This window comes from Flavobacterium sp. MMS24-S5 (assembly GCF_050320125.1).
Classification (GTDB): Bacteria; Bacteroidota; Bacteroidia; order Flavobacteriales; family Flavobacteriaceae; genus Flavobacterium; species Flavobacterium tyrosinilyticum.
Genome location: NZ_CP190016.1, coordinates 5,387,786 through 5,411,136 on the forward strand (window position 1 = coordinate 5,387,786; position 23,351 = coordinate 5,411,136).

Annotated in this window: 19 protein-coding genes; 16 read left to right on the forward strand and 3 right to left on the reverse strand. The window is 33.0% G+C overall.

Features of this window, described 5'->3' with window-relative positions:
* Positions 1-145 precede the first annotated feature (145 nt).
* The gene (locus ACPWTF_RS24835) at positions 146-1,144 is read left to right on the forward strand and encodes a zinc dependent phospholipase C family protein (protein ID WP_427873741.1); all 999 of its coding nucleotides are present in this window, start codon (positions 146-148) and stop codon (positions 1,142-1,144) included.
* Between the two features lie 77 nt (positions 1,145-1,221).
* Here ACPWTF_RS24835 and ACPWTF_RS24840 read toward each other — a convergent pair whose 3' ends face one another.
* A complete protein-coding gene (locus ACPWTF_RS24840; protein WP_427873742.1) occupies positions 1,222-3,357 on the reverse strand; it encodes an LTA synthase family protein in 2,136 nt (711 codons plus the stop codon).
* A gap of 199 nt (positions 3,358-3,556) precedes the next feature.
* On the opposite strand from ACPWTF_RS24840, the gene ACPWTF_RS24845 reads away from it, so the two are divergent.
* The 11 genes from ACPWTF_RS24845 to ACPWTF_RS24895 all read left to right on the forward strand — a co-directional run bounded on the left by ACPWTF_RS24845 (position 3,557) and on the right by ACPWTF_RS24895 (position 14,434).
* A complete protein-coding gene (locus ACPWTF_RS24845; RefSeq protein WP_427873743.1) occupies positions 3,557-4,219 on the forward strand; it encodes a response regulator transcription factor in 663 nt (220 codons plus the stop codon).
* A 4-nt stretch (positions 4,220-4,223) separates the two neighbouring features.
* Entirely contained in the window at positions 4,224-5,624 is a 1,401-nt protein-coding gene (locus ACPWTF_RS24850) for a sensor histidine kinase (protein ID WP_427873744.1), read from the forward strand.
* Positions 5,625-5,935: 311 nt separating this feature from the next.
* Entirely contained in the window at positions 5,936-6,793 is an 858-nt protein-coding gene (hisG, locus tag ACPWTF_RS24855; RefSeq protein ID WP_427873745.1) for an ATP phosphoribosyltransferase, read from the forward strand.
* Positions 6,794-6,917: 124 nt separating this feature from the next.
* Positions 6,918-8,198, forward strand: a complete 1,281-nt coding sequence (gene hisD / locus ACPWTF_RS24860) for a histidinol dehydrogenase (protein WP_427873746.1) — start codon at positions 6,918-6,920, stop codon at positions 8,196-8,198.
* A gap of 97 nt (positions 8,199-8,295) precedes the next feature.
* Positions 8,296-9,342: a histidinol-phosphate transaminase gene (gene hisC / locus ACPWTF_RS24865; RefSeq protein WP_427873747.1), complete on the forward strand. Its 1,047-nt coding sequence runs from the start codon at positions 8,296-8,298 to the stop codon at positions 9,340-9,342.
* A gap of 161 nt (positions 9,343-9,503) precedes the next feature.
* Positions 9,504-10,640, forward strand: a complete 1,137-nt coding sequence (hisB, locus tag ACPWTF_RS24870) for a bifunctional histidinol-phosphatase/imidazoleglycerol-phosphate dehydratase HisB (protein WP_427873748.1) — start codon at positions 9,504-9,506, stop codon at positions 10,638-10,640.
* A 68-nt stretch (positions 10,641-10,708) separates the two neighbouring features.
* Complete coding sequence (gene hisH, locus ACPWTF_RS24875) at positions 10,709-11,290, forward strand: imidazole glycerol phosphate synthase subunit HisH (RefSeq protein ID WP_250836103.1); 582 nt, start codon at positions 10,709-10,711, stop codon at positions 11,288-11,290.
* 121 nt (positions 11,291-11,411) lie between these two features.
* On the forward strand, positions 11,412-12,137 hold the full coding sequence (hisA, locus tag ACPWTF_RS24880; protein ID WP_427873749.1) for a 1-(5-phosphoribosyl)-5-[(5-phosphoribosylamino)methylideneamino]imidazole-4-carboxamide isomerase: 726 nt from the start codon (positions 11,412-11,414) through the stop codon (positions 12,135-12,137).
* A 101-nt stretch (positions 12,138-12,238) separates the two neighbouring features.
* Positions 12,239-12,994, forward strand: a complete 756-nt coding sequence (hisF, locus tag ACPWTF_RS24885) for an imidazole glycerol phosphate synthase subunit HisF (protein WP_427873750.1) — start codon at positions 12,239-12,241, stop codon at positions 12,992-12,994.
* Between the two features lie 81 nt (positions 12,995-13,075).
* Positions 13,076-13,672, forward strand: coding sequence for a bifunctional phosphoribosyl-AMP cyclohydrolase/phosphoribosyl-ATP diphosphatase HisIE (gene hisIE / locus ACPWTF_RS24890; protein WP_427875790.1), 597 nt, complete (start codon positions 13,076-13,078; stop codon positions 13,670-13,672).
* Positions 13,673-13,834: 162 nt separating this feature from the next.
* Positions 13,835-14,434, forward strand: coding sequence for a hypothetical protein (locus ACPWTF_RS24895; RefSeq protein ID WP_427873751.1), 600 nt, complete (start codon positions 13,835-13,837; stop codon positions 14,432-14,434).
* Here the strand turns inward: ACPWTF_RS24895 and ACPWTF_RS24900 are convergent, their stop codons facing one another.
* Complete coding sequence (locus ACPWTF_RS24900) at positions 14,435-15,133, reverse strand: carbohydrate-binding family 9-like protein (protein WP_427873752.1); 699 nt, start codon at positions 15,131-15,133, stop codon at positions 14,435-14,437. It lies immediately after the preceding gene.
* A 166-nt stretch (positions 15,134-15,299) separates the two neighbouring features.
* On the opposite strand from ACPWTF_RS24900, the gene ACPWTF_RS24905 reads away from it, so the two are divergent.
* On the forward strand, positions 15,300-16,955 hold the full coding sequence (locus tag ACPWTF_RS24905) for a M1 family metallopeptidase (RefSeq protein ID WP_427873753.1): 1,656 nt from the start codon (positions 15,300-15,302) through the stop codon (positions 16,953-16,955).
* 300 nt (positions 16,956-17,255) lie between these two features.
* On the opposite strand, the gene ACPWTF_RS24910 is transcribed toward ACPWTF_RS24905, so the two are convergent.
* Complete coding sequence (locus ACPWTF_RS24910) at positions 17,256-18,800, reverse strand: hypothetical protein (protein ID WP_250836110.1); 1,545 nt, start codon at positions 18,798-18,800, stop codon at positions 17,256-17,258.
* A gap of 155 nt (positions 18,801-18,955) precedes the next feature.
* Here ACPWTF_RS24910 and ACPWTF_RS24915 point away from each other — a divergent pair, with 155 nt between their 5' ends.
* From ACPWTF_RS24915 to ilvD, 3 genes are all read left to right on the forward strand, one after another.
* Positions 18,956-20,131, forward strand: coding sequence for a 2-isopropylmalate synthase (locus ACPWTF_RS24915; RefSeq protein ID WP_095929340.1), 1,176 nt, complete (start codon positions 18,956-18,958; stop codon positions 20,129-20,131).
* A gap of 60 nt (positions 20,132-20,191) precedes the next feature.
* Entirely contained in the window at positions 20,192-21,310 is a 1,119-nt protein-coding gene (leuB, locus tag ACPWTF_RS24920) for a 3-isopropylmalate dehydrogenase (RefSeq protein WP_427873754.1), read from the forward strand.
* Positions 21,311-21,581: 271 nt separating this feature from the next.
* Positions 21,582-23,255, forward strand: coding sequence for a dihydroxy-acid dehydratase (gene ilvD, locus ACPWTF_RS24925; RefSeq protein ID WP_250836112.1), 1,674 nt, complete (start codon positions 21,582-21,584; stop codon positions 23,253-23,255).
* Positions 23,256-23,351: the final 96 nt, after the last annotated feature.

A 23,351-nucleotide genomic window follows, 5' to 3' on the forward strand; every position in this document is an offset into this window, starting at 1 on the left:
TATAAAGAAAATTAGTGTTAATATAAGCTTATACTCTTTTTAAAGCTTAAAATCTAAAAAAATTAAAATTGTAGAATCTTATTGATAGTATTTTTTGCGTATTCTTTAATTAAAGCTAAATTTGCTCCCTCTAATAAAAAAACAAATGAAAAAAATCCAAATGAGACCAAAATTAATCGCTTTCGGTGCATTAATTATTGGCTTTATTATGCTGTCATGGGGAAATGTTGGCCATGAGCGTATTAACAAAGCTGCTGTAATGGCTTTACCAAAACAATTACAGATATTTTTCTACAATCACATTGATTTTATTACACAAGAAGCTTCGGTTCCAGATATCCGTAAGTATGCTTTAAATTATAAAGAAGAAGGCCAAAGACACTATTTTGATATGGAAAACTTTGGTGCTGCTGATACTTATCCAAAAACATTAGAAGAAGCGAAACAAAAATACGATGCTAAATTCTTATCAGATAACGGAATCTTGCCATGGTATTTGGAAGAAATGATGGCAAAACTGACTAAAGCTTTTAAAGAAAAAAATAAAGCTGAAATCTTATTCCTAGCGGCAGATTTAGGTCATTATGTTGGTGATGCACATATGCCATTGCATACTTCTGCAAATCATGATGGACAATTGACAGACCAAAAAGGAATTCATTCACTTTGGGAAAGCAGATTGCCAGAGCTGTTTGTTAAAAATTACAAATTAAATGTTCCTGAAGCGCAATATTATCCAGATGTTCACAAAGCAATTTGGGACTTGATCAACGATACGCACAGTTTAGCACAGCCTTTATTGGATATCGATAAAAAACTAAGAGTAGCAACTCCGCAAGACAAAGTGTTTAAAATGGATGCTGAAGGAAATGTATTGAAAACGAAATACAATACAGCTGTTTTCTCTGATGACTATGCTAAAAAACTGCATGAACAATTGAACGGAATGGTTGAAAGCCAAATGAAAAAAGCTATTGCAGCAACTGCAAGTTTCTGGTATACGGCTTGGATAAATGCTGGAAAACCAGATTTGAGCGATTTAGATGCGCCAGCTGTGACTCAAAGAAACTATCAATTTTTACAGGATGATTTGAAAATGTTCCAAAAAGGTGATTTGTTTGGAATGAAAAATCAAAACGATTAAATTTTTGTTTCAAGTTTCATATTGAAATAGAAAAAAGCCGCAAATTCTATAATTTGCGGCTTTTTTGATTGCTTACATTAACGAATGTTTGCGTATAATTTTTTATTCTTATTGGCTAAATCTTTAAGCTGGTATTCTTTCTCTTTCAATACGTAAGAAGCTGATTGATAATAAGAAATAGTTTCGTTAACTAGATTCTTGTTTTCTGTTTTCAATGGTATTTCATCATAATGAATTTGGAATTCGGGAGAAATACTGGCTTTGCTATTTTGTTTTAATTGAAACTGTTTGATCTGCTGTTTTGGAGATAAAATAGTTAAAACATTATCTTTTATTAATCCTAAATCCTGATAGGTAGCAATAAAAGCTCTTGGCTGATAATCTGGTTTGAAAACATCACATCCAAAGAATTTACTTTGGTAATCAAAATTTAAAAGACCAAATAATGTTGGCATAACATCTATTTGAGACATTAATTTAGTGCATTTTTCAGGCTTTATATCTGGAGTATATATTAAAGCTGGAATTCTGTATTTATCTAACGGAAGTTCCGTTTTTCCTGCGCTCGATGCACAGTGATCGGCAACAATTACAAAAACCGTATTTTTAAACCAAGGCTGTTTTTGAGCTTGCTTAAAGAATTGGCCTAAAGCAAAATCGGTATATTTTACACCGCCATCGCGAGATTTAATATCCCCAGGAATGTCAATTTTATTATTAGGATAAGTAAAAGGCCTGTGGTTGCTTACTGTCATAATATGATTGAAAAAAGGCTTATTCTCCTTCGCTTCAGCATTCATCACTTTAATCGCTTTGTTGTACATATCTTCATCACAAACTCCCCACACATTAGAAAAAGTAACTTCATTTTCGGCAAAACTAGATTTGTCAATAATTTGATAACCATTTCCAGTATAGAAATCCTGCATATTATCAAAAAAAGCATCTCCTCCATACATAAATTTTACATTGTAACCTTTTTGAAGAAAGACAGATCCAGTCGAAAATTTGTTTTTATTATCCTCTCTTTTTACAACGCTTTCTCCAGCCGTTGGAGGAAGACACAAAGTTACGGCTTCTAGACCGCGTACAGTTCTATTTCCAGCCGCATACACATTTGTAAATAGCAGACTTTTTTGAGCAAGACTATCCAAAAATGGGGTAATATTCTGTTCGTTTCCGTACGTTTTCATGAAATCGGCACTTAAACTTTCAATTGTAATTAAAACTACATTTTTACGTTGTTCGAGCGAATCCTCTTTTATTTCATGTAAAGTATTTTTCCCTGAAATAGTGGGCATTTCTTGCTTTAGAATTGCAAAAGCTTTTTCGTTTGGAATCGTTTTGTAGAATTTAAAATAATCTAATTTGTTGTTCTGAAAAGCCAAATAGAACTTATAAATACCATTCGATTGCAGCTCATTAACAAATATGTTTTTAGAGTTTTCTGTTTTAGCTAAGCTAGGAATCGCCAATAAAGAAAAAACAAATAAAACGCCGTAAATGGCTGTAATTTTCAATTTTTCATTCAAGCTAGGAATCTTGTCAATATAGTTTCTTGATTTTTTTATGATAAAAAACGTAATAATTCCAGTGATAATAAATAATGCAGAGAAAATAGGAATTACAGGATAAGACTGCATAATGTTTCCAATTACTTCATTGGTGTAAATCAAGTAATTGACAGCGATGAAATTATATTTAACACCAAATTCATTCCAAAAGAAAAACTCACTTATTGCGTTTTGTAAAATCAGTAAAACGTAAAGAAAAATTACAAAAGCAAAAAGCCAAAATCGGATCTTATCTCTCTGTTGGGGCAAGAAAAGAAAAAGCGCAAAAAGAAGTGTTTTTATCGAAACAAAAATCAAAATGATTCTAGGCAAAGCGCCACCGTATTCATCAAAAATGCTTTTTCCGGAAGCGATATAAATTAAAAGCGCCACAAAACCTCCAAGTATAATATATCCGTAAGGTTTGTTGTATTTAGAATTTGAAATAAAAATAAGATACAGCCACAAGAAACCTGAAGCTAAAATAAAAACAAAAAAGTCTGACACTAAACCTAATGAAAAGATTTTCAAGCTTTCGGCAAAAGTAAACGAACTTTGTGTAATTGGATGAAACAGTAAAACTATTCTAAGTATGAAACTCACAATAAAATAGAATACTGTAAGATTGTAAAAAGGTGAAAGTTTTTTATAAAAATCCATATGTTTTATTTTTTTACAAAATTACTTTCGAATGATTAATGCCAGATTAAGTTCCACTTTTACCTTACTTAACGTTAACTTAAAGTTTGCTTAAGATGCTGATTATCTTTATTTCTTGATAATTAGGTTTATTTCTGAGAGTGAAATTCTCTATCTTTGAATTGTATAATTGAATGCGAATCTTAATTAAATACGATAGATGCATATTTTAATAGTAGAAGACGAAGTAGGAATTGTTCAGTTTCTAAAACAAGGCTTACAAGAAGAAGGGTATCAAATTACAACCGCTGCCGATGGTTCTAAAGGTTTTGAACTGGTTCAGGAACAAAAATTTGACTTGATTCTTTTAGATTGGATGTTGCCAAAAATCAATGGTTTAGATCTTTGCAAGGCAATCAGAGTTAAAGACCATACTACTCCAATTATTTTTTTGACTGCAAAAGATACAGTTCAGGAAACTATAGAAGGATTAAAAGCTGGAGCAAACGATTATATCAAAAAACCATTTAGCTTCGAGGAATTGGTTGAGCGAATTAAAGTTCATTTTAGAAATAAACAACAAGCTGAAACTTTGAATCTTGGAAACATTACAATGGATTTGGCGAGACATATTGTTCTAAAAGGTGAGGAGGAAATTTCTCTTACACAGCGTGAGTTCGAACTATTAGCCTATTTAATTCAGCATAAAGGAAAAGTCTGCACAAGAAATCAGATTTTAAGAGATGTTTGGGAAATCAACTTTGAATACGACACGGGTGTTATTGATGTTTTTATGAATGCAATTAGAAAAAAACTCAATCTTAAAATTGAAGAAGATTATATAAAAACTATCCGTGGCATTGGATATATCGCCAATGATTAATAAAATGACTTCATTATCCTTTAGAAATAGAATTGCATTAAATTATATAGTAGGAACAGGATTGCTAGTGTTGGCAGTCTTTTCTGCTATTTATTTTATTGTAAGACTTACCGTTTACAATCATATCGACGAGAATTTAAATATAGAAGTTCAGGACCATTTTAAAGAACTAAGAATAGAAAAAGGCGCTGTAATTTTTATGGATGCCGAAGAATGGGAGGAAAGAGAACATAATTCAGTAGATGTAAATCCTATTTTTGTTCAGTTTTTGGATTTGAACAAAAAAATTATCGAAAAATCGCCTAATTTAAAAAATGAGAAACTCGTTTTTCATGGTAAGAAAGAAGAGTTTCATCCTTTTGATACGAAATTATTAGGAAATAAAATTCGCCAGATACAAGTTCCACTTCATGTACAATCTAAAAAAGTGGGTTATTTGATTATTGCAATGTCGCTTTCTGATTCTTCAAAAGTTTTGGATAATCTAATGGACACTTTATTGATTGCTTTTCCCATTATTCTTTTGATTTTATTTTTTCTAGCAAGATTTTATGCAGGGCGAAGTATTAAGCCAATTAATAATATTATTCAAACTTCAAAGATTATTACGAAAGACAATCTGAAAGCAAGAATTCCGTTGCCAAAAACAAGGGATGAATTGTTTACGCTTTCGAAAACAATTAATAATTTGTTGAACCGAATTGAAGATGCGATTGAACGTGAAAAACAGTTCACATCTGATGCTTCGCATGAATTAAGAACGCCTTTAACTGTTATTAAAGGAACACTTGAAGTACTTATTCGTAAACCTCGTGATAACAAGGAATACGAAGAAAAAATAAACTACTGTATTAATGAGGTTGACCATTTGAATTCTCTTGTAGATCAGTTGCTTATGATGGCTCGTTTTGAGAATCAAAAACAGAACATTTTAAAAGAAAATGTTTATCTGAACGCAGTAGTTTTGGACGTGCTGACATTAAATACAGAGAAAATAAAGTCTGGACAAATAAATGTGATTTTGGATGCTCAAGAAGAATTTTATATTTATTCTGATAATTATTTAGTGGTAACTATTCTTCGAAATATCATTTCAAATGCTGTTAAGTATTCTAAACCGAATAGTGAAATTAGAATTTCATTATCAAGAGAAAATCAAAAAATTTCGTGCACTATTTCAGATCATGGAATTGGAATTGCAAAGAAAGATTTAGAGTCTATTTTGAATCCTTTTTTTAGGTCAGATTCCTTAAATCACTCTGAAATAAAAGGAACAGGACTTGGCTTGTTTATAGTAAAACGAATGACAGATTTGCTACAGATTAAATTTAAAATTGAAAGTGAAATTGGGAAAGGAACCAAGGTATTATTGGTTTTTGAAGAATATGATAATTCGTTAAAGTAATTTTAAATTCATTAAGTAAAATGCTGTAGAAAACGATTTTTAACAATAAACTGTCGTTAAGTTAAAATAAAAATTGCTTTTTAATTATTTTATCTAGTATATTTGCAACCGAATCAAAGAAGTAAAAACAAAACCAATCATGATTTCAATTCAATTACATCATCATCATTTACATTATTGCTCTCAAGCGATGTGTTAATGATATGCGTGTAAATCATCATATTTTAAAACCCGTTTGAGTACATCAAACGGGTTTTTTAATTCTAACTCTCTTTGTACTCAAACTATTAATCCAACAAACAACTAAAAAAATGAGTACTTTAAAAATTGCAATTCAAAAATCGGGTCGTTTAAACGAAGACAGCATTCAAGTTCTAAAAGACTGCGGTATTTCAATCAACAACGGAATCGATCAGTTAAAAGCAGAAGCTTCAAACTTTCCTCTTGAAGTTTTATATCTTCGAAATTCAGACATTCCACAGTATTTAATTGATGGAGTAGTAGATTTAGCAATTGTTGGCGACAATCTTTTGGTAGAAAAAGGAAAAGGAATTGAAGTAGTTCAGAAACTAGGTTTCTCAAAATGCAAAGTTTCGGTTGCAGTTCCTAAAACTTTCGAATACAATTCAGTTCAAGATTTAGCCAATCTTCGTATTGCAACTTCTTATCCAAACACGGTTAACGAATATTTCAGTAAATTTGGTATAAAGGTAGATATTCACCAAATTTCTGGTTCAGTGGAAATTGCGCCAAATATTGGGCTTGCAGATGCAATTGTAGATATCGTTTCAAGCGGAAGCACGCTTTTTAAAAACAACTTAAAAGAGGTTGAAGTAATCTTAAAAAGCGAAGCCGTTTTGGCAGTTTCTCCAAAAGTTTCTCCAGAAATTCAAAAACACATTGATACTTTAAAATTCAGAATTCAAGCGGTTTTAAGAGCTAGAAATTCGAAATATATCCTAATGAACGTTCCAAACGATAAAATCGAAGCGGTTGGAAAAATCCTTCCCGTTTTGAGAAGTTTAACGGTTCTTCCTCTGGCTCAAGAAGGTTGGAGTAGTGTTCACTCTGTAATCGACAAAGACACTTTCTGGGATGTAATTGACCAGCTAAAAGAAGTAGGAGCAGAAGGGATTCTAGTTTGCCCAATTGAGAAAATGGTGTTATAAAAATAGAAATTTCAATATGAAAATTCCAAATTCCAAACTGTAATTGCAGCTTTGCGAACTTAGCGTTTTTCTAGACAAAGAGAATAATAAAACCTTGCGCCCTTTGCGTTAAAAAAATAAAGGCATGAATAAAATAGATAATCCAAAACCAGAAATCTGGTCAGAAATATTAAAAAGGCCAACCAAAACCGTTGATGATATTGAAATTACAGTAAAAGAGATCTTCAAGGAAGTACAAAGAAAAGGAGATGAAGCTGTAGCAAAATACACTTCTATTTTTGATGGAATTTCACAAGATAATTATGAAGTTTCAGAAGAAGAAATAACTGAAGCGATTGGTTTGATTCCGAATGAATTAAAAGAAGCTATTGAATTAGCAAAAGAAAATATTTATAAATTCCACAACGCTCAGAAAACAGAAAGAGTCGAAGTGGAAACAATTGAAGGAGTAAATTGCTGGCAAGAGAAAAGACCAATTCAAAAAATTGGTTTGTACATTCCTGGAGGAACAGCGCCTTTGTTTTCTACTGTTTTAATGTTGGCAGTTCCTGCTGAAATTGCGGGTTGTAAAGAAATTGTATTGTGTTCTCCACCAGATAAAAAAGGGAAAATTAATCCAGCAATCTTGTATGCGGCGAATTTATGCGGCGTAACGAAAATTCTAAAAGTTGGAGGAATTCAGGCAATTGCTGGAATGACTTTTGGAACCCAGTCCATTCCGAAAGTATACAAGATTTTTGGTCCAGGAAATCAATTTGTAACGGTAGCAAAACAATTGGCAACGCAATTTGGAGTTGCAATTGACATGCCTGCAGGGCCTTCAGAATTATTAATTGTGGCCGATGATACAGCGGTTCCAGCTTTTGTGGCTTCAGATTTATTATCTCAAGCAGAACACGGCACAGATAGCCAAGTGATTCTAGTTTCGACTTCAAAAAAACTAATTGGAGAAGTAGAGAAAGAAGTACAATCTCAGTTAGAAGCGCTCCCAAGAAAAGCTATTGCAGAGAAAGCGATCGAAAACTCGAAATTAATTTATGTGGAAAACGATCAAATCGCTTTAGATTTAATCAACGAATATGGGCCAGAGCACTTTATAATCTGTTCTGAATATGATGATTTTTACTGTAACGGAATCGTAAATGCAGGTTCTGTTTTTATTGGAAATTACACGCCTGAAAGTGCCGGAGACTATGCTTCAGGAACGAATCATACTTTGCCAACAAATGGTTATGCAAAGAATTACAGCGGTGTAAATCTAGACAGTTTTATGAAATCGATGACTTTTCAGAAAATTACTAAAGAAGGAATTCTGAATATCGGAAGCGCCATTGAAACTATGGCTGAAGCTGAAGGTTTACAAGCGCATAAAAATGCTGTAACATTAAGATTGAAGAGTTTATAAAGAGAAAAGAGTATAGAATATAGAACATAGAGTAAAAAAACTGCAAATCAGAAGAGAGTCTATCGTCTTTATTCTATATTCTAAAAAATAAATAAAAATGAAATTCGATATAAATACAATAACACGTGAAAACGTAAAATCCTTAAAACCATATTCGTCTGCAAGAGATGAGTTTGAAGATTTTGATACAGCTGAAATGATTTTTTTGGATGCTAATGAAAATCCGTTTCAAAATGGCGTAAACCGCTATCCGGATCCGCAGCAGAACTCAGTTAAAGCTATATTGGCTAAAAATAACTTGGTAAAGCAAAATCAGATTTTATTAGGAAATGGGAGTGACGAAGTTTTAGACTTGCTTTTTAGAGCTTTTTGCGAGCCTAATAAAGATAATGTTGTTTCGTTGCCGCCAACATACGGAATGTATGGTGTTTTAGCTAATATTAATGCTGTTGAAAACAGAGAAGTTCTTCTATCGACAGATTTTCAGCCTCAAGTTGAAAAGATTCTAGAAGCGGTTGACGAGAATACCAAAATCATCTTTTTATGTTCGCCAAACAACCCAACAGGAAATTCATTTTCAGATGAAAGTGTAGTTAAACTGTTGCAAAATTTCAAAGGTCTAGTTATTATTGATGAAGCTTATATTGACTTCTCAGACAAAGAAAGCTGGCTGACGGAAATTGACGAATATCCAAATTTAGTGATTACACAAACGCTTTCAAAAGCGTATGGTTTGGCTGGAATTCGTTTAGGAATCTGTTATGCATCTGAAGCTGTGATTTCGGTTTTAAATAAAATTAAACCGCCTTATAATGTAAACGAATTGACGCAGCAAAGAGCGAAAGAACGTTTGAAAGATTCTGATAAAATAAAACAAGAAATAGCTTCTATTATTGAGCAAAGAGAAGAATTGCTTAAAGTTTTACTTGAAGTGAGTTTTGTTGAAAAAGTATATCCAACGGAAGCTAATTTTATTCTAGCCAAAGTAGATGATGCTAACAAAAGATACGATCAATTAATTGAAAAAGGAATCGTTATTCGCAATAGAACAACACAGCCTTTATGCGAAAATTGCCTTCGTTTTACAATTGGAACAAAAGAAGAAAATGCAGTTGTAATTAGAGAATTGAAACTATTGAAATAAAAATATTAGCCACAGATTATAATGATTAAAATGATTTCTTTCTGTGCGTGATTTTTAGCCACGAATTACACAAATTACACGAATTGAATTAGAGAAATTCGTGAATTCGTGGCTAAAAAATCATGTTAATCTGTGAAATCTGTGGCAGAAAAATAAAATATATGAAAAAAGTACTTTTTATCGATCGTGATGGAACGATTGTTTTAGAACCTGAAAATTTACAATTAGACAGCTTGGATAAACTAGAGTTTTATCCAAAAGCGTTTCAATATCTGGCTAAAATTGCCAATGAATTAGATTACGAATTGGCAATGGTAACCAATCAGGATGGTTTAGGAACGGATAGTTTTCCTGAAGATACCTTTTGGCCAACGCAGAATTTTATTCTAAAAGCTTTTGAAAATGAAGGAGTTGTTTTTGATGAAATCTTTGTAGACAGAACTTTTCCAGAAGAAAATGCGCCAACACGCAAACCAAGAACGGGAATGCTGACTAAATATTTAAACAATCCAGAATATGATTTAGAGAATTCTTTTGTTTTAGGAGATCGTTTAACAGATGTCGAATTGGCTAAAAACCTTGGTGCGAAAGCCATTTTCATGAATGATACAGATGGCGCTGGAAGCAATGAAATTTCAGCAAAACGTGAAGAATTGAACGAAACAATCGTTTTACAATCAATGGATTGGAAGAAGATTTACGAATTCCTGAAATTAGAAGCGCGTTCTGCTTCTATTACGCGTAAAACAAACGAAACGGATATTTACATAAATCTGAATCTTGACGGAACAGGGAAAAGTAAAATCGATACTGGAATTGCATTTTTTGATCACATGTTAGATCAAATTTCACGTCACGGTCAAATGGACTTGCAAATTACTGTAAAAGGCGATTTAGAAGTAGATGAACACCACACCATAGAAGATACTGCAATTGCTTTAGGAGAAGTTTTCGCGAAAGCGTTAGGAAACAAATTAGGAATCGAGCGTTACGGATTCTGTCTTCCTATGGATGATTGTCTAGCACAAGCAGCAATTGACTTTGGAGGAAGAAATTGGTTAATTTGGGAAACGGAATTCAAACGCGAAATGGTAGGTAAAATGCCGACAGAAATGTTCTATCACTTCTTTAAATCATTTACAGACGGCGCAAAAGCCAACTTAAATATCAAAGCAGAAGGAATCAACGAACATCATAAAATTGAAGCCATTTTTAAAGCTTTCGCAAAAGCGATAAAAGTAGCCGTAAAAAGAGACACCGAAAAAATGATTTTGCCTTCAACGAAAGGAATGTTGTAAAACGCTATAAGCTATAAGCAATAGGCAATAAGCCTAAAGCTTACGGCTTAAAGCTTAAAGCTTTTTTAATGAAAATAGTAATTATAAATTACGGAGCAGGAAATATTCAGAGCATTATGTTTGCTATTGAAAGATTGGGATTTAAGGCAGTTTTGAGTAATGATCCGGACGAAATTAAATCGGCTGATAAAGTGATTTTCCCAGGCGTGGGCGAAGCGAGTTCGGCAATGGCTAAACTTCGTGAAAGCGGTTTGGATGGTTTGATTCCAGAATTGAAACAGCCTGTTTTAGGAATTTGTCTTGGAATGCAATTGATGTGCAATAAAACTGAAGAAGGAAATACAGAAGGTCTAGGGATTTTTGATGTTGATGTTTTGAAATTTTCAAACAACGTAAAAGTGCCACAAATGGGATGGAATCAGATTTATGATTTAAAAACCGATTTGTTTAAAGGTATTTCTGAAAATGAATTCATGTATTTGGTTCACAGTTTTTATGCGCCAAATTGTGATGAAGCTATTGCTACAACAAATTACGACGTTGAATATGCATCGGCTTTGCAGAAAGATAATTTTTACGGAACTCAATTTCACCCAGAAAAAAGCGGTGATGTTGGAGAAAAGATTCTAGGAAATTTTTTAAAAATGTAAAATTTTGAAATTCCAATCTCTTAAATTCCAATTGAAAATCAATATCAAAAATCAATTTCAATCAAAATATCAATTTTTAGAGAATCTAAAATCTGAACTCTAAAATCTAAAATATCAAAACATGAGAATAATACCAGCCATAGATATCATTGAAGGAAAATGCGTTCGTTTGTCCAAAGGTGATTATGATACTAAAATAATTTACAACGAAAATCCCCTTGAAGTGGCAAAATCATTTGAAGCGCACGGAATAGAATATCTGCATTTAGTTGATCTTGACGGTGCAAAATCAAGTAAAATTGTCAATTATAAGATATTAGAACAAATAGCAACACAAACAGGTTTAAAAATTGACTTTGGCGGCGGATTAAAATCAGATGATGATTTAAGAATTGCTTTTGAAAGTGGTGCAAACCAAATAACTGGCGGTAGTATCGCGGTCAAAAACAGAGCAATTTTCGAAAAATGGATTTCAGAATATGGTTCAGAAAAAATCATTTTAGGAGCTGATGCTAAAGATGAAAAAATTGCGGTTTCAGGCTGGTTAGAAGAATCAAATGAAGATTTGGTTCCGTTTATTCAAGATTATCAATCAAAAGGGATTCAGTATGTTATTTGTACAGATATTGCCAAAGATGGAATGCTTCAAGGCTCAAGTTTTGATTTATACAGTAAAATTTTAGCAGAAGCTGAAGGCATAAAACTAATCGCTTCTGGCGGAATTTCAACTTTTGATGAGCTTCCAAAACTAGCTGAGTTAGGCTGTGAAGGAACAATTATCGGAAAAGCGATCTACGAAGGAAGAATTACTTTAAAACAGTTAGAAAATTATATTTTAAATAAATAGATTATTTCGCAAAGATGCACAAAGTAAAACGCAAAGATTCACAAAAAAATCTTTGCGAATCTCTGCGGACTCTTTGTGAGACTCTGTGAAACAACAAAAATATGTTAGCAAAAAGAATAATACCTTGCTTAGATATAAAAAACGGAAGAACCGTAAAAGGCGTTAATTTCGTGGATTTGCGTGATGCTGGAGATCCTGTTGAATTAGCTGAAATTTATTCGGCTGAAGGAGCAGATGAATTGGTTTTTTTGGATATTTCGGCTACAGAAGAAAGACGCAAAACATTGGTAAATATGGTGCGAAGCGTCGCAGAGAAAATCAATATTCCGTTTACAGTTGGCGGCGGAATTTCATCTGTAGAAGATGTTGATATTCTGCTGAATAATGGAGCCGATAAAGTCTCAATTAATTCATCGGCTGTTAAAAATCCGCAGTTGATTAATGATTTGGCGCAGAAATTTGGAAGTCAATGTGTTGTTGTTGCAATCGACGCTAAACAGATTGACGGACAATGGATTGTGCATTTGGTTGGCGGAAAAGTACCAACAGAACTGAATCTGTTTGATTGGGCAGTTGAAGTTGCGGAACGAGGCGCTGGAGAAATCCTTTTTACTTCGATGGACAACGACGGAACTAAAAACGGTTTTGCAAATGAAGCTTTGGCTAAACTTTCAGAACTAGTAAATATTCCGATTATTGCTTCGGGAGGCGCTGGAAATATTCACCATTTTGTAGATTCTTTCAAAAAAGGAAAAGCTGATGCAGCTTTAGCGGCAAGCGTTTTTCACTTTAAAGAAATCGAAATCAAAGCTTTGAAACAAGAACTTAAGAATAATGGTATTGAAGTAAGGTTGTAAAAAATCCAAATTTCAATCAATAAATAAAAAAATCAATTTCAGCTTTGAGAATCAAAAATCTGAAATCAAAAATCTAAAATAATTATGGACATCGATATCAAAAGCGCACACGGATTAATTCCAGCTATAATCCAAGATTCAGAAACAAAAAATGTTTTGATGTTGGGATATATGAATGAAGAATCGCTTCAAAAAACAATAGAAACACAAAAAGTAACTTTCTTTAGCCGTTCTAAGCAAAGACTTTGGACAAAAGGCGAGGAAAGTGGTAACTTTTTAAACTTAGTAAGCATTAAAAACGACTGCGACGGTGATACGCTTTTAATTCAAGCAAAACCTGTGCCAACGTGCCATACTGGTGCAGATACTTGTTGGCAAGAACCAAATGATGCGAATTACGGTTTTATTTCTCAACTAGAAAACACAATCAAAACTAGAAGAGAAAATGCTGATTCTGAGAAAAGTTATGTCGCTTCTCTATTTGAAAAAGGAATCAATAAAATTGCCCAAAAAGTAGGCGAAGAAGCTATAGAAGTCGTTATTGAAGCTAAAGATGATAATGATGATTTGTTCCTTAGCGAAAGCGCTGATTTATTGTTTCATTATTTGATTCTGCTTCAAGCAAAAGGATATCAATTGAATGATGTTGTGGAAGTTTTGAAGAAACGTCAAAAATAGTTTCAAATAATTCCGTAAGCATCTATATGATATAGCCCGCGGTTTCAACCGCGGGAAACGTATTGCTATATTGCATGTCTTCCCGCGGTTGAAACCGCAGGCTATGTTTGTATTATCTTTTATAACAAAAAAATATACTATTTTAGTATGAAATAATAATTTATGCGATTAGCTGTATACTTGTTTTTGCTTTTGGTTCCGATTTTAAACTATGGCTTTAAGAAAAATGTAATGCCATATTCGTTGGTTATTTCTAAAGCCGTTTTGATTGTTGACGGAACTATTTCTAAAGTTTCTAAAAATGAATATGAGTTCACGATAAGTGAGTTCATAAAAGGGAAATCGAGCTCAAAAATTAATATAGCAATCTGGAAAGAATGGTTATGTGATCCAAGAAATAAAGAATTAAAAAAAGGACAGAGAATGATTTTATTTTTGGAAAGATCTCCATATGGAAATTTTTATCCAATTAATGAAAGTACTGGAGAGCTGTATGTAGATAATAATGCTTTTCTCGATATATTCTTACCCAAAGCTTTTTTAAATCTTACAATTCTAAAGAAAGGGATTTCTATGTTTTTGGAAACGTATGCATTTTATGGAAATTTTAATGATAGATTTTATCAAAATGCTCATTTTGTACGCAACAAGTCTATTTTTGAAGTTTATAAAATGACAAAAACTAATACGGCTTTTAAGTTTTTAGTTGAGGATGCAGAATATTTTAAGCCAACAGAAGTACAATTTTTTCCCATTATATAATTACTTCACAAACTCAAAAACAGCAAATTCTTGCGGTTGATGAAATCCAAACTTTAAACTATTATAAGCCTGTAAAGCAAGATATTCGGTTGTGTTACCGTAATCGATTCTAAAAGCATTTCCTTTCCATTTAGTTCCGACTTTAGGTTTCGAAAAACCGCCATTTTTAATTTTTCTAAGACTAGAAAAAGGAATTTTTATTTCTACAGTGTATCCGTCTTTATTGATTTTACTGACAGTTTCTAAACCTTTAGCATCAAAATCCATTGAGGTATTCCATCCTCCGCATTCTTCCGAAATGCATTTTAAAAGTAAATCATATTTTGTAGAAAATGCGTTTACTCCAATTTCAATATAGTTTTGGCTATCTCCGTCTGGATCAAGAAAAATTTCAGCTAAATCATCTGTTTGAAAAATCTGCGAATCTTTTATTTGTGGCGTTCCAACAATTTTAGAATCAGTGCAGTTGTAAGCGATGTAAAGGTTTTTATTATTCCACGAAAGCGAAACCAAGGTTTTTTGAGTGGCGCTTTCTCCTGTATTATGAATTACAAAAAGGCCAAGAAAAGGTATTTTCCAGTCGGTTAAATCACCATCGATCTTTATTTTTTTATTTGTTTTATGAATGAGGATATTTTGTGAATTAACAGTAGTTGCAATTATTACCAGCAAAAACGAAAGTATTGTGCCAAATCTCATATATGATTCTAGTATTTTAAAACCACTAAAATAGAGAAGATTAATTGAAATAAATGATTTTTTTTTCTGTCGGAAATCATAAAATTTTAAAATACTTGATCTGAATGTTTACATTTGTTGAAAATAAACTGATTTAAATCCTTTATTTCGTACAAATTTATAAATAATGAAAAAATATTTTAGTGGCATTTTTATCGCCTTTTTGGTTGGTTTTACTGCCAATGCTCAGGGACTTTTAAATAAGTCAGAAACCGTTTTTACACATCAGGATACTTTACGCGGAAGCATCACAAAAGAAAGAGCCTGGTGGGATTTAAAATATTATCATCTTGATGTAAAGGTTAAGCCTGCAGAAAAATTTATTTCAGGTTCAAATACTGTTCGTTATACTGTTTTAACAGAGAACAATCTTATGCAGATCGATTTGCAGCAACCAATGAATATTACCAAAGTAACTCAGAATGGTAAAGATTTAAAATTTGAAAGAAATGGAAATGCTTTCTTTATTACTTTAATAGAAAAGCAAAAAGTTGGTGCAGTAAAAGAAATCGTAGTTTTCTTTGAAGGAAAACCTAAAGAAGCTGTTAGAGCTCCTTGGGATGGTGGTTTCTCTTGGAAAAAAGATAAAAACGGAAAAGATTTTATTGCGACATCTTGCCAAGGTTTAGGTGCAAGTGTTTGGTGGCCATGTAAAGATCACATGTACGATGAAGTAGAAAATATGCTAATCAGCGTAAATGTTCCAGGAGACTTAACAGAGGTTTCAAACGGAAGATTACAGAGCGTTAAAAAAGAAAAAGACGGAACTAAAACTTTCAATTGGTATGTTGCAAATCCGATTAATAATTATGGCGTAAATATCAATATTGGTGATTATGTGAATTTTTCTGAGGTTTTTAAAGGCGAAAAAGGAAACTTAGACTGCAATTATTATGTTTTAAAAGATAATCTAGCTTTAGCAAAAGAGCAGTTTAAAGATGCTCCAAAAATGCTGAAGGCTTTTGAAAGCTGGTTCGGACCTTATCCGTTCTACGAAGACAGCTATAAATTGGTTGAAGTTCCATATTTAGGAATGGAGCACCAAAGTTCTGTAACTTATGGCAATCAATATAAAAATGGATATTTAGGACGTGATTTGAGCGGAACAGGATGGGGATTAAAGTTTGATTTTATCATTATTCACGAATCTGGGCACGAATGGTACGCTAATAATATTACCTACAAAGATATTGCTGATATGTGGGTTCATGAAAGTTTTACAAACTATTCAGAAAGTTTATTTGTTGAATACTATTACGGAAAAGAAGCTGGTGCAGAATATGTTATAGGCTGTAGAAAAAACATTCAAAATGATATTCCAATTATCGGACATTACGATGTAAACAATGAAGGTTCTGGCGATATGTACCCAAAAGGAGCTTCAATGCTACATATGATTCGTCAGGTAATCAATGATGATGCAAAATGGAAATCGATTTTAAGAGGTATGAATAAGACTTTCTATCATCAGACAGTTACAGGAAAACAGATTCAAGATTATATCAACGATCAGTCAGGAATTAACTTCAACAGAGTTTTTGCCCAATATTTAACTACAACTCAAATTCCGGTTTTTGAATATATGTTTAAAAACGGAACTTTCGGTTACCACTGGACAAACTGTGTTTCTAAATTTGATATGCCGGTAAGAGTAAAATTAAACGGTGTTGAAACTTGGCTGAAACCAACTACAGAATGGCAATCAGTAAAAACAACAAACGAAGACAGAAAAGTAGAAGTAGATAAAGATTTCTATGTTACTACTTCTAATATAGTCGAATAGTTTTTTTTTAAATTTTCAATATATAAAATCCCAAATTCCAATTATCGGAGTTTGGGATTTTTTTATGGTTATTAACTCGACAGGTTTTAAGAAACTGTCGGGTTTGTTGTTTTTAGCATTTAGTATGTCATCCTGAGGAACGAAGAATCACACTAGAAACTATCGAAAGGTAATTCTCCAATCTTAGTTGATTTACGAGTGCGATCCTTAGTTTCTCAGGATGACAAAAAGGGTTGAAAAACAAAGTTTTTCAACCCTTTTGATTGGAATTTGGAATTTCTTTATTGGAATTTAAAACATTTATCTGTTGTTCAATTTCGCTTTCTCCTTTATAATATCAGCAATTTTTCTATTTTCGATTTTGCTTTCCAACCACGAAATAATATCAAGATATAAGAAAGCTCTTTTTTCGTAGGTGTTCTTTTCAAGTTCTACGAAACGAGTATGCATTTTTTTGAATTCCTTTTTAATATCAGCAGGGTAGAAGTTGTTTAGGTTTCTTAAAAACTTGATAATCTCTTTTTGAACTTCGTGCAAGTCGTTCATTTTCAATAAGAACTTATACGTGCTTTTCAAATGATTTTCTAAATAATAATCTTTTCCAAGCTCATAATGTGCAATCAGAGACAATAATCTTGCAAAGCACATTAAATCTTCGCGCATGGTCAAGTTTTTGTTGTTGATGATTTTATCTAAATAATTAATGCATTCATTGTATTTTTCGTTACCAAAATAAATAGAAGCAATTTTATAGAAAAACAACATTTCGTGATGCTCATCAAGATGTTCGCTGTGTACTTTCAGTTTATTTAAAATCTCAGGAATTAAATATTCGCTTTCCGCGAAAGTGCCTTCTAAAATATGCAGATTTAATTTATTGTTGTATACATATAAGAAAGACAAGGAAGCAAGATTATCATTTGAAGGAAACTTAGGGTCTGCAATGGTTTCTTCTAAAAGATTCAAATATCTCTTGAAATTCGAGGTATATTTCAGCATATAAAGCGATTCCAGAAAATAGTGGTTTCCTTTTAAGAAAAACACAGGATTCAGATAAATCATATTTGGATTATCATAAAAAAGCTGAACCCATTTATAGGCAAATTTATAGCTCGCCAAGAAATCCTGTACCAGAAAGCTTCGCCAAAGATTAGCATTATAAAACCAGTATTTTTCGCGGAAACCAAACTTGCTTTCGTCTAGTTTTGCAATATGTCTGTTAAAATAGTCGTCTATATATTTGTATTCTTCATCACTCTTTACGTAACCCGTTTTTAGCATGATGCCGTATAGCTGAAGCGATAAGTTGGATAATTTACTTGAAATCGTATTTCGGTAGTTCAATTCTTTCGCCTGAACAACCAATTCGTCAGCGCGCCCTTGAATACTTCGGGTAATATATTGCGATTCGATTAGTTTTTCGAATTCAACAATTTCATACGCCATATATTTTTCGTCATTTTCTAAAGCTTGCTGTTTGGTCTTGTCTAGAATTTTTAAACTCTGCTTGTATAATCCTTTATTATATAGAATAACGGCAAAATCCATTTGCTCTCGAAGCTGATAACGAATGTTCTGGCTAGGAATATTTAATCTTATACTGACTAGAATCTGTTTGTATAAGTATGATTTTAAATTAGATAACTGTACTTTTTGGATAATACCACTTTTAAGAATGAGTTTTTCATCATAAACTTCAGATTTATCTAAAATATTGAATAATTCGATAAATTTTGTGTTTGAACTCGTTTCTAATCGGCTTGCAAAAATTTTAAACTGCCTTTTTTCTGATTTCGAAAGTGATTTGATTAGAACAAATAAGAAATCTTTTTGATGGTTAGCCATTGTAAAAAATAATAATATAACTTATTGATTATGAGTTGTTTAGTATAAGATAAAACGTTTTATGAACAGTATAATTTCATTAAAATGAATTTCATACTGTAATAGTACAATATATATTTGTTATCAAGATGTGAAATTACATTAAATTAATGAATATGAATAGAGAGAAAGTTCAAATTTTTGACACCACATTGCGAGATGGTGAACAAGTTCCAGGATGTAAGTTAGATACTAAGCAAAAATTAGTTATCGCAGAACGACTAGACAAAATGGGAGTTGACATTATCGAAGCAGGCTTTCCTGTGTCAAGTCCGGGCGATTTTTTATCGGTCTCTGAGATTTGTAAAATTGTAGAAAATGCAACCGTCTGCGGACTTACAAGAGCCGTAAAAAACGACATTGATGTTGCAGCAGCTGCTTTAAAGCACGCTAAGAAACCAAGAATCCATACTGGAATCGGAACTTCAGAATCTCATATACTCCACAAATTACAAACTACGCCTGAAGATATTATTGCAAGAGCAAAATTTGCTGTAGCGCATGCTAAATCTTATGTAGAAGATGTAGAATTCTACGCAGAAGACGCAGGTAGAACAGATAATGCGTTCTTAGCTAAGGTTTGTGAAGAAGTTATTAAATCTGGAGCAACTGTATTGAATATTCCTGATACTACTGGATACTGTCTTCCAGAAGAATACGGAGCAAAAATTAAATACTTAAAAGAAAACGTAAAAGGAATCGAAAACGTAATCCTTTCATGTCACTGTCATAATGATTTAGGAATGGCAACTGCAAACTCAATTGCAGGAGCTATCAATGGAGCAAGACAAATAGAATGTACTATTAATGGTATTGGTGAAAGAGCAGGAAATACGGCGCTTGAAGAAGTGGTAATGATTTTCAAACAACACCCTTACTTAAATTTAGACACAAACATCAATACAAGAGAATTGAACGAAATGAGTCGTTTGGTTTCTGAAAGTATGGGAATGATTGTACAGCCAAATAAAGCGATTGTTGGAGCAAATGCCTTTGCGCATAGTTCTGGAATTCACCAAGACGGTGTTATCAAAAATAGAGCAACTTACGAGATTATGGATCCGCTAGATGTGGGTGTAAATGAATCTTCAATCATTTTGACAGCAAGAAGCGGAAGAGCTGCTTTGGCTTACCGTGCTAAAAAAGTAGGTTACGAATTGACAAAAACACAATTAGATATCGTTTATATCGAATTTTTAAAATTCGCTGATATTAAAAAAGAAGTGGTTGATGCAGATATTCATCAGATTATCGAAGCTTCTAAAATAGAAGGAGAATTAATCAGAAGTTAATATTTCAAAATAAGAATTTAAGGAACAATAAGGATTTAAAGACATAAAGAGCGAGAGATTATGAATTTAAAAATAGCAGTTTTACCAGGAGATGGAATTGGACCTGAAGTAATTTTACAAGCTAAGAAAGCTTTGTACGCCATTGGCGAAGTGTATAATCATGAATTTGTTTTTGAGGAAGCGCTGATGGGAGCGGTTGCTATCGATAAAACGGGAAGTCCTTTGCCAGAACAAACGCTGAATCTCTGTTTAAATACAGATGCAGTTTTGCTTGGTGCGATTGGAGATCCAAAATACGATAACAACCCAAATGCAAAGGTTCGTCCGGAGCAAGGATTATTAAAACTGCGAAAAGAATTAGGATTGTTTGCTAATATTCGTCCTATAAAACCTTATAAAGCCTTAATTGAAGCTTCTCCTTTAAAGAGAGAAATTATTGAAGGAGCTGATTTTACCATTTTTAGAGAATTAACAGGTGGTGCTTATTTTGGAGAAAAAACACTTAATGAAGAAGGAACACACGCTTCTGATTTATGTGAATATTCAGAAGAAGAAATTACTAGAATTGCACATTTAGCTTTTAAGTCGGCACAAAAACGACGCAAAAAGCTAACCATGGTAGATAAAGCAAATGTTTTGGAGACTTCAAGATTATGGAGAAAAGTAGTTCAGAAAGTAAGCGAAGATTATCCAGATGTTAAGCTTGATTTCTTATTTGTGGATAATGCAGCCATGCAGCTGATTTTAAATCCGAAACAATTTGATGTGATTTTGACTGAGAACTTGTTTGGAGATATTTTGTCGGATGAAGCTAGTGTAATTACAGGATCTATAGGTTTACTGCCATCAGTATCTTTAGGAGAAAAGAATGCCTTGTTTGAACCAATTCATGGATCATATCCGCAGGCAAAAGGAAAAAATATAGCCAATCCAATTGCTTCGATTTTAGCGGCAGCGCTTTTGTTAGAACATTTTGGATTAACTAAAGAAGCTCATGTAATCTATAAAGCTGTAGAAAAAGCAATTGAATACAAAGTGGTTACAGTTGATTTGAAACCAGATTCAAAATTTGGAACAAACGAAGTAGGAGAGTTCGTTTCTAATTTTATTTTCAGCAAAGATGATTTGCTGTATTTCAATAATGATAATGTAAGTATTGGACAATCTACAATTGTTTAATATTTTTTGTTAAAATGTGAAGATAATAACAAGAAGTCTTTGAAATGTTGAGATTTTATTTTTTTACTTCCAGAAGTTTACTTACTTTTGTGACACTAAAAAAATAAATGATGCAAATCTCAATTATTATTACTTCTGTCGTTGTTGTCAATGTGATTCACACATCTGCATTGGGAATGTTATAAATATAATTGAAAGACTATATTACAAACCTTCCAAATACTGGAAGGTTTTTTTTTGAATAAAAAATTAAAAATTAATAAAAGCAATAATGGAATTAAATAAGTACAGCAAGACCATCACACAAGATCAAACACAGCCAGCGGCACAAGCGATGTTGTACGGAATTGGTTTAACTGAAGAAGATTTAAAGAAAGCACAAGTTGGTATTGTGAGCATGGGTTACGATGGTAACACTTGTAACATGCACCTTAATGATTTAGCAAAAGATGTTAAGAAAGGTGTTTGGGATGCGGATCTTGTCGGACTTATTTTTAATACCATTGGTGTCAGTGACGGTATTTCTAACGGAACTGAAGGTATGCGTTACTCATTGGTTTCTAGAGATGTAATTGCAGATTCTATTGAAACTGTTGCTGGAGCGCAATGGTATGATAGTATTATTGCAATTCCTGGTTGTGATAAAAATATGCCTGGAGCATTAATTGCAATGGGGAGATTGAATCGCCCGTCAATGATGATTTACGGTGGTTCTATTCACTCTGGAAAATGGAAAGGAGAATCTCTTAATATTGTTTCTGCTTTTGAAGCTTTAGGAAAAAAAGTAAAAGGCGAAATCACTCCAGAAGATTTTAAAGGTGTTATTCAGAATGCTTGTCCAGGAGCTGGTGCTTGTGGTGGTATGTATACTGCAAACACAATGTCTTCTGCAATCGAAGCATTGGGAATGAGTTTGCCTTACAGTTCTTCTAATCCTGCTTTGAGTCAAGAGAAAAGAGACGAATGTTTGGAAGCCGGAAAAGCAATCAAAATATTATTAGAAAAAGATATCAAGCCAAGAGACATTATGACTCGTAAGGCTTTCGAAAATGCTATTACAATCGTAGCTGTTTTAGGTGGTTCTACAAATGCGGTTATGCACTTAATCGCAATGGCACACTCAGTTGGAATTACAATCACTTTGGATGATTTTCAAGCGATTAATGATAGAACACCAGTATTGGCAGACATGAAGCCAAGCGGTAAGTATATGATGGAAGACATTCACGAAGTTGGAGGTATTCCTGCAGTAATGAAATACTTGCTGAAAGTAGGACTTATTCACGGAGACTGTTTGACAGTAACAGGAAAAACAGTGGCAGAAAACTTAGCTTCAACTCCAGATTTACAAGACGGACAAGAAGTTATTCATGAAATTCAAAAAGCATTAAAACCAACAGGAAATATTCAGGTATTATACGGAAATCTTGCTTCTGAAGGTGCTGTGGCAAAAATCAGCGGTAAAGAAGGAGAATATTTCGAAGGACCAGCTGTTGTATTTGAAGGTGAATTTGAAGTAATTCCAGGTCTTCAAGCCGGAAAAATTAAACCAGGTAATGTAGTCGTCATCAGGGGTTGTGGGCCAAAAGGTGGTCCGGGAATGCCTGAAATGCTGAAGCCTACATCTGCGATTATTGGAGCTGGATTAGGAAGCAGTTGTGCTCTAATCACAGACGGTAGATTCTCGGGCGGTTCGCACGGTTTCGTGGTAGGTCACGTTACACCAGAAGCATATGATGGTGGTGGTATTGCGCTAGTAAAAGATGGAGATTTAATTGCTATCGATGCTGTGAAAAATACAATCGACCTGAAGATATCTGACGAAGAATTTGCAGCTAGAAAAGCGGCTTGGGTTCAGCCGAAATTAAAAGTTGACAGAGGGGTTTTACTTAAATACGCTAGATCGGTTTCGAGTGCATCAACAGGATGTGTAACCGATAATTAATTACAATAACAATTTCAAAAAGCAATAACAATTACAACATCAAAAGTCAATAGCAATTACAATAAAAAATATAAAAGATTAATTTAAAATTGATTT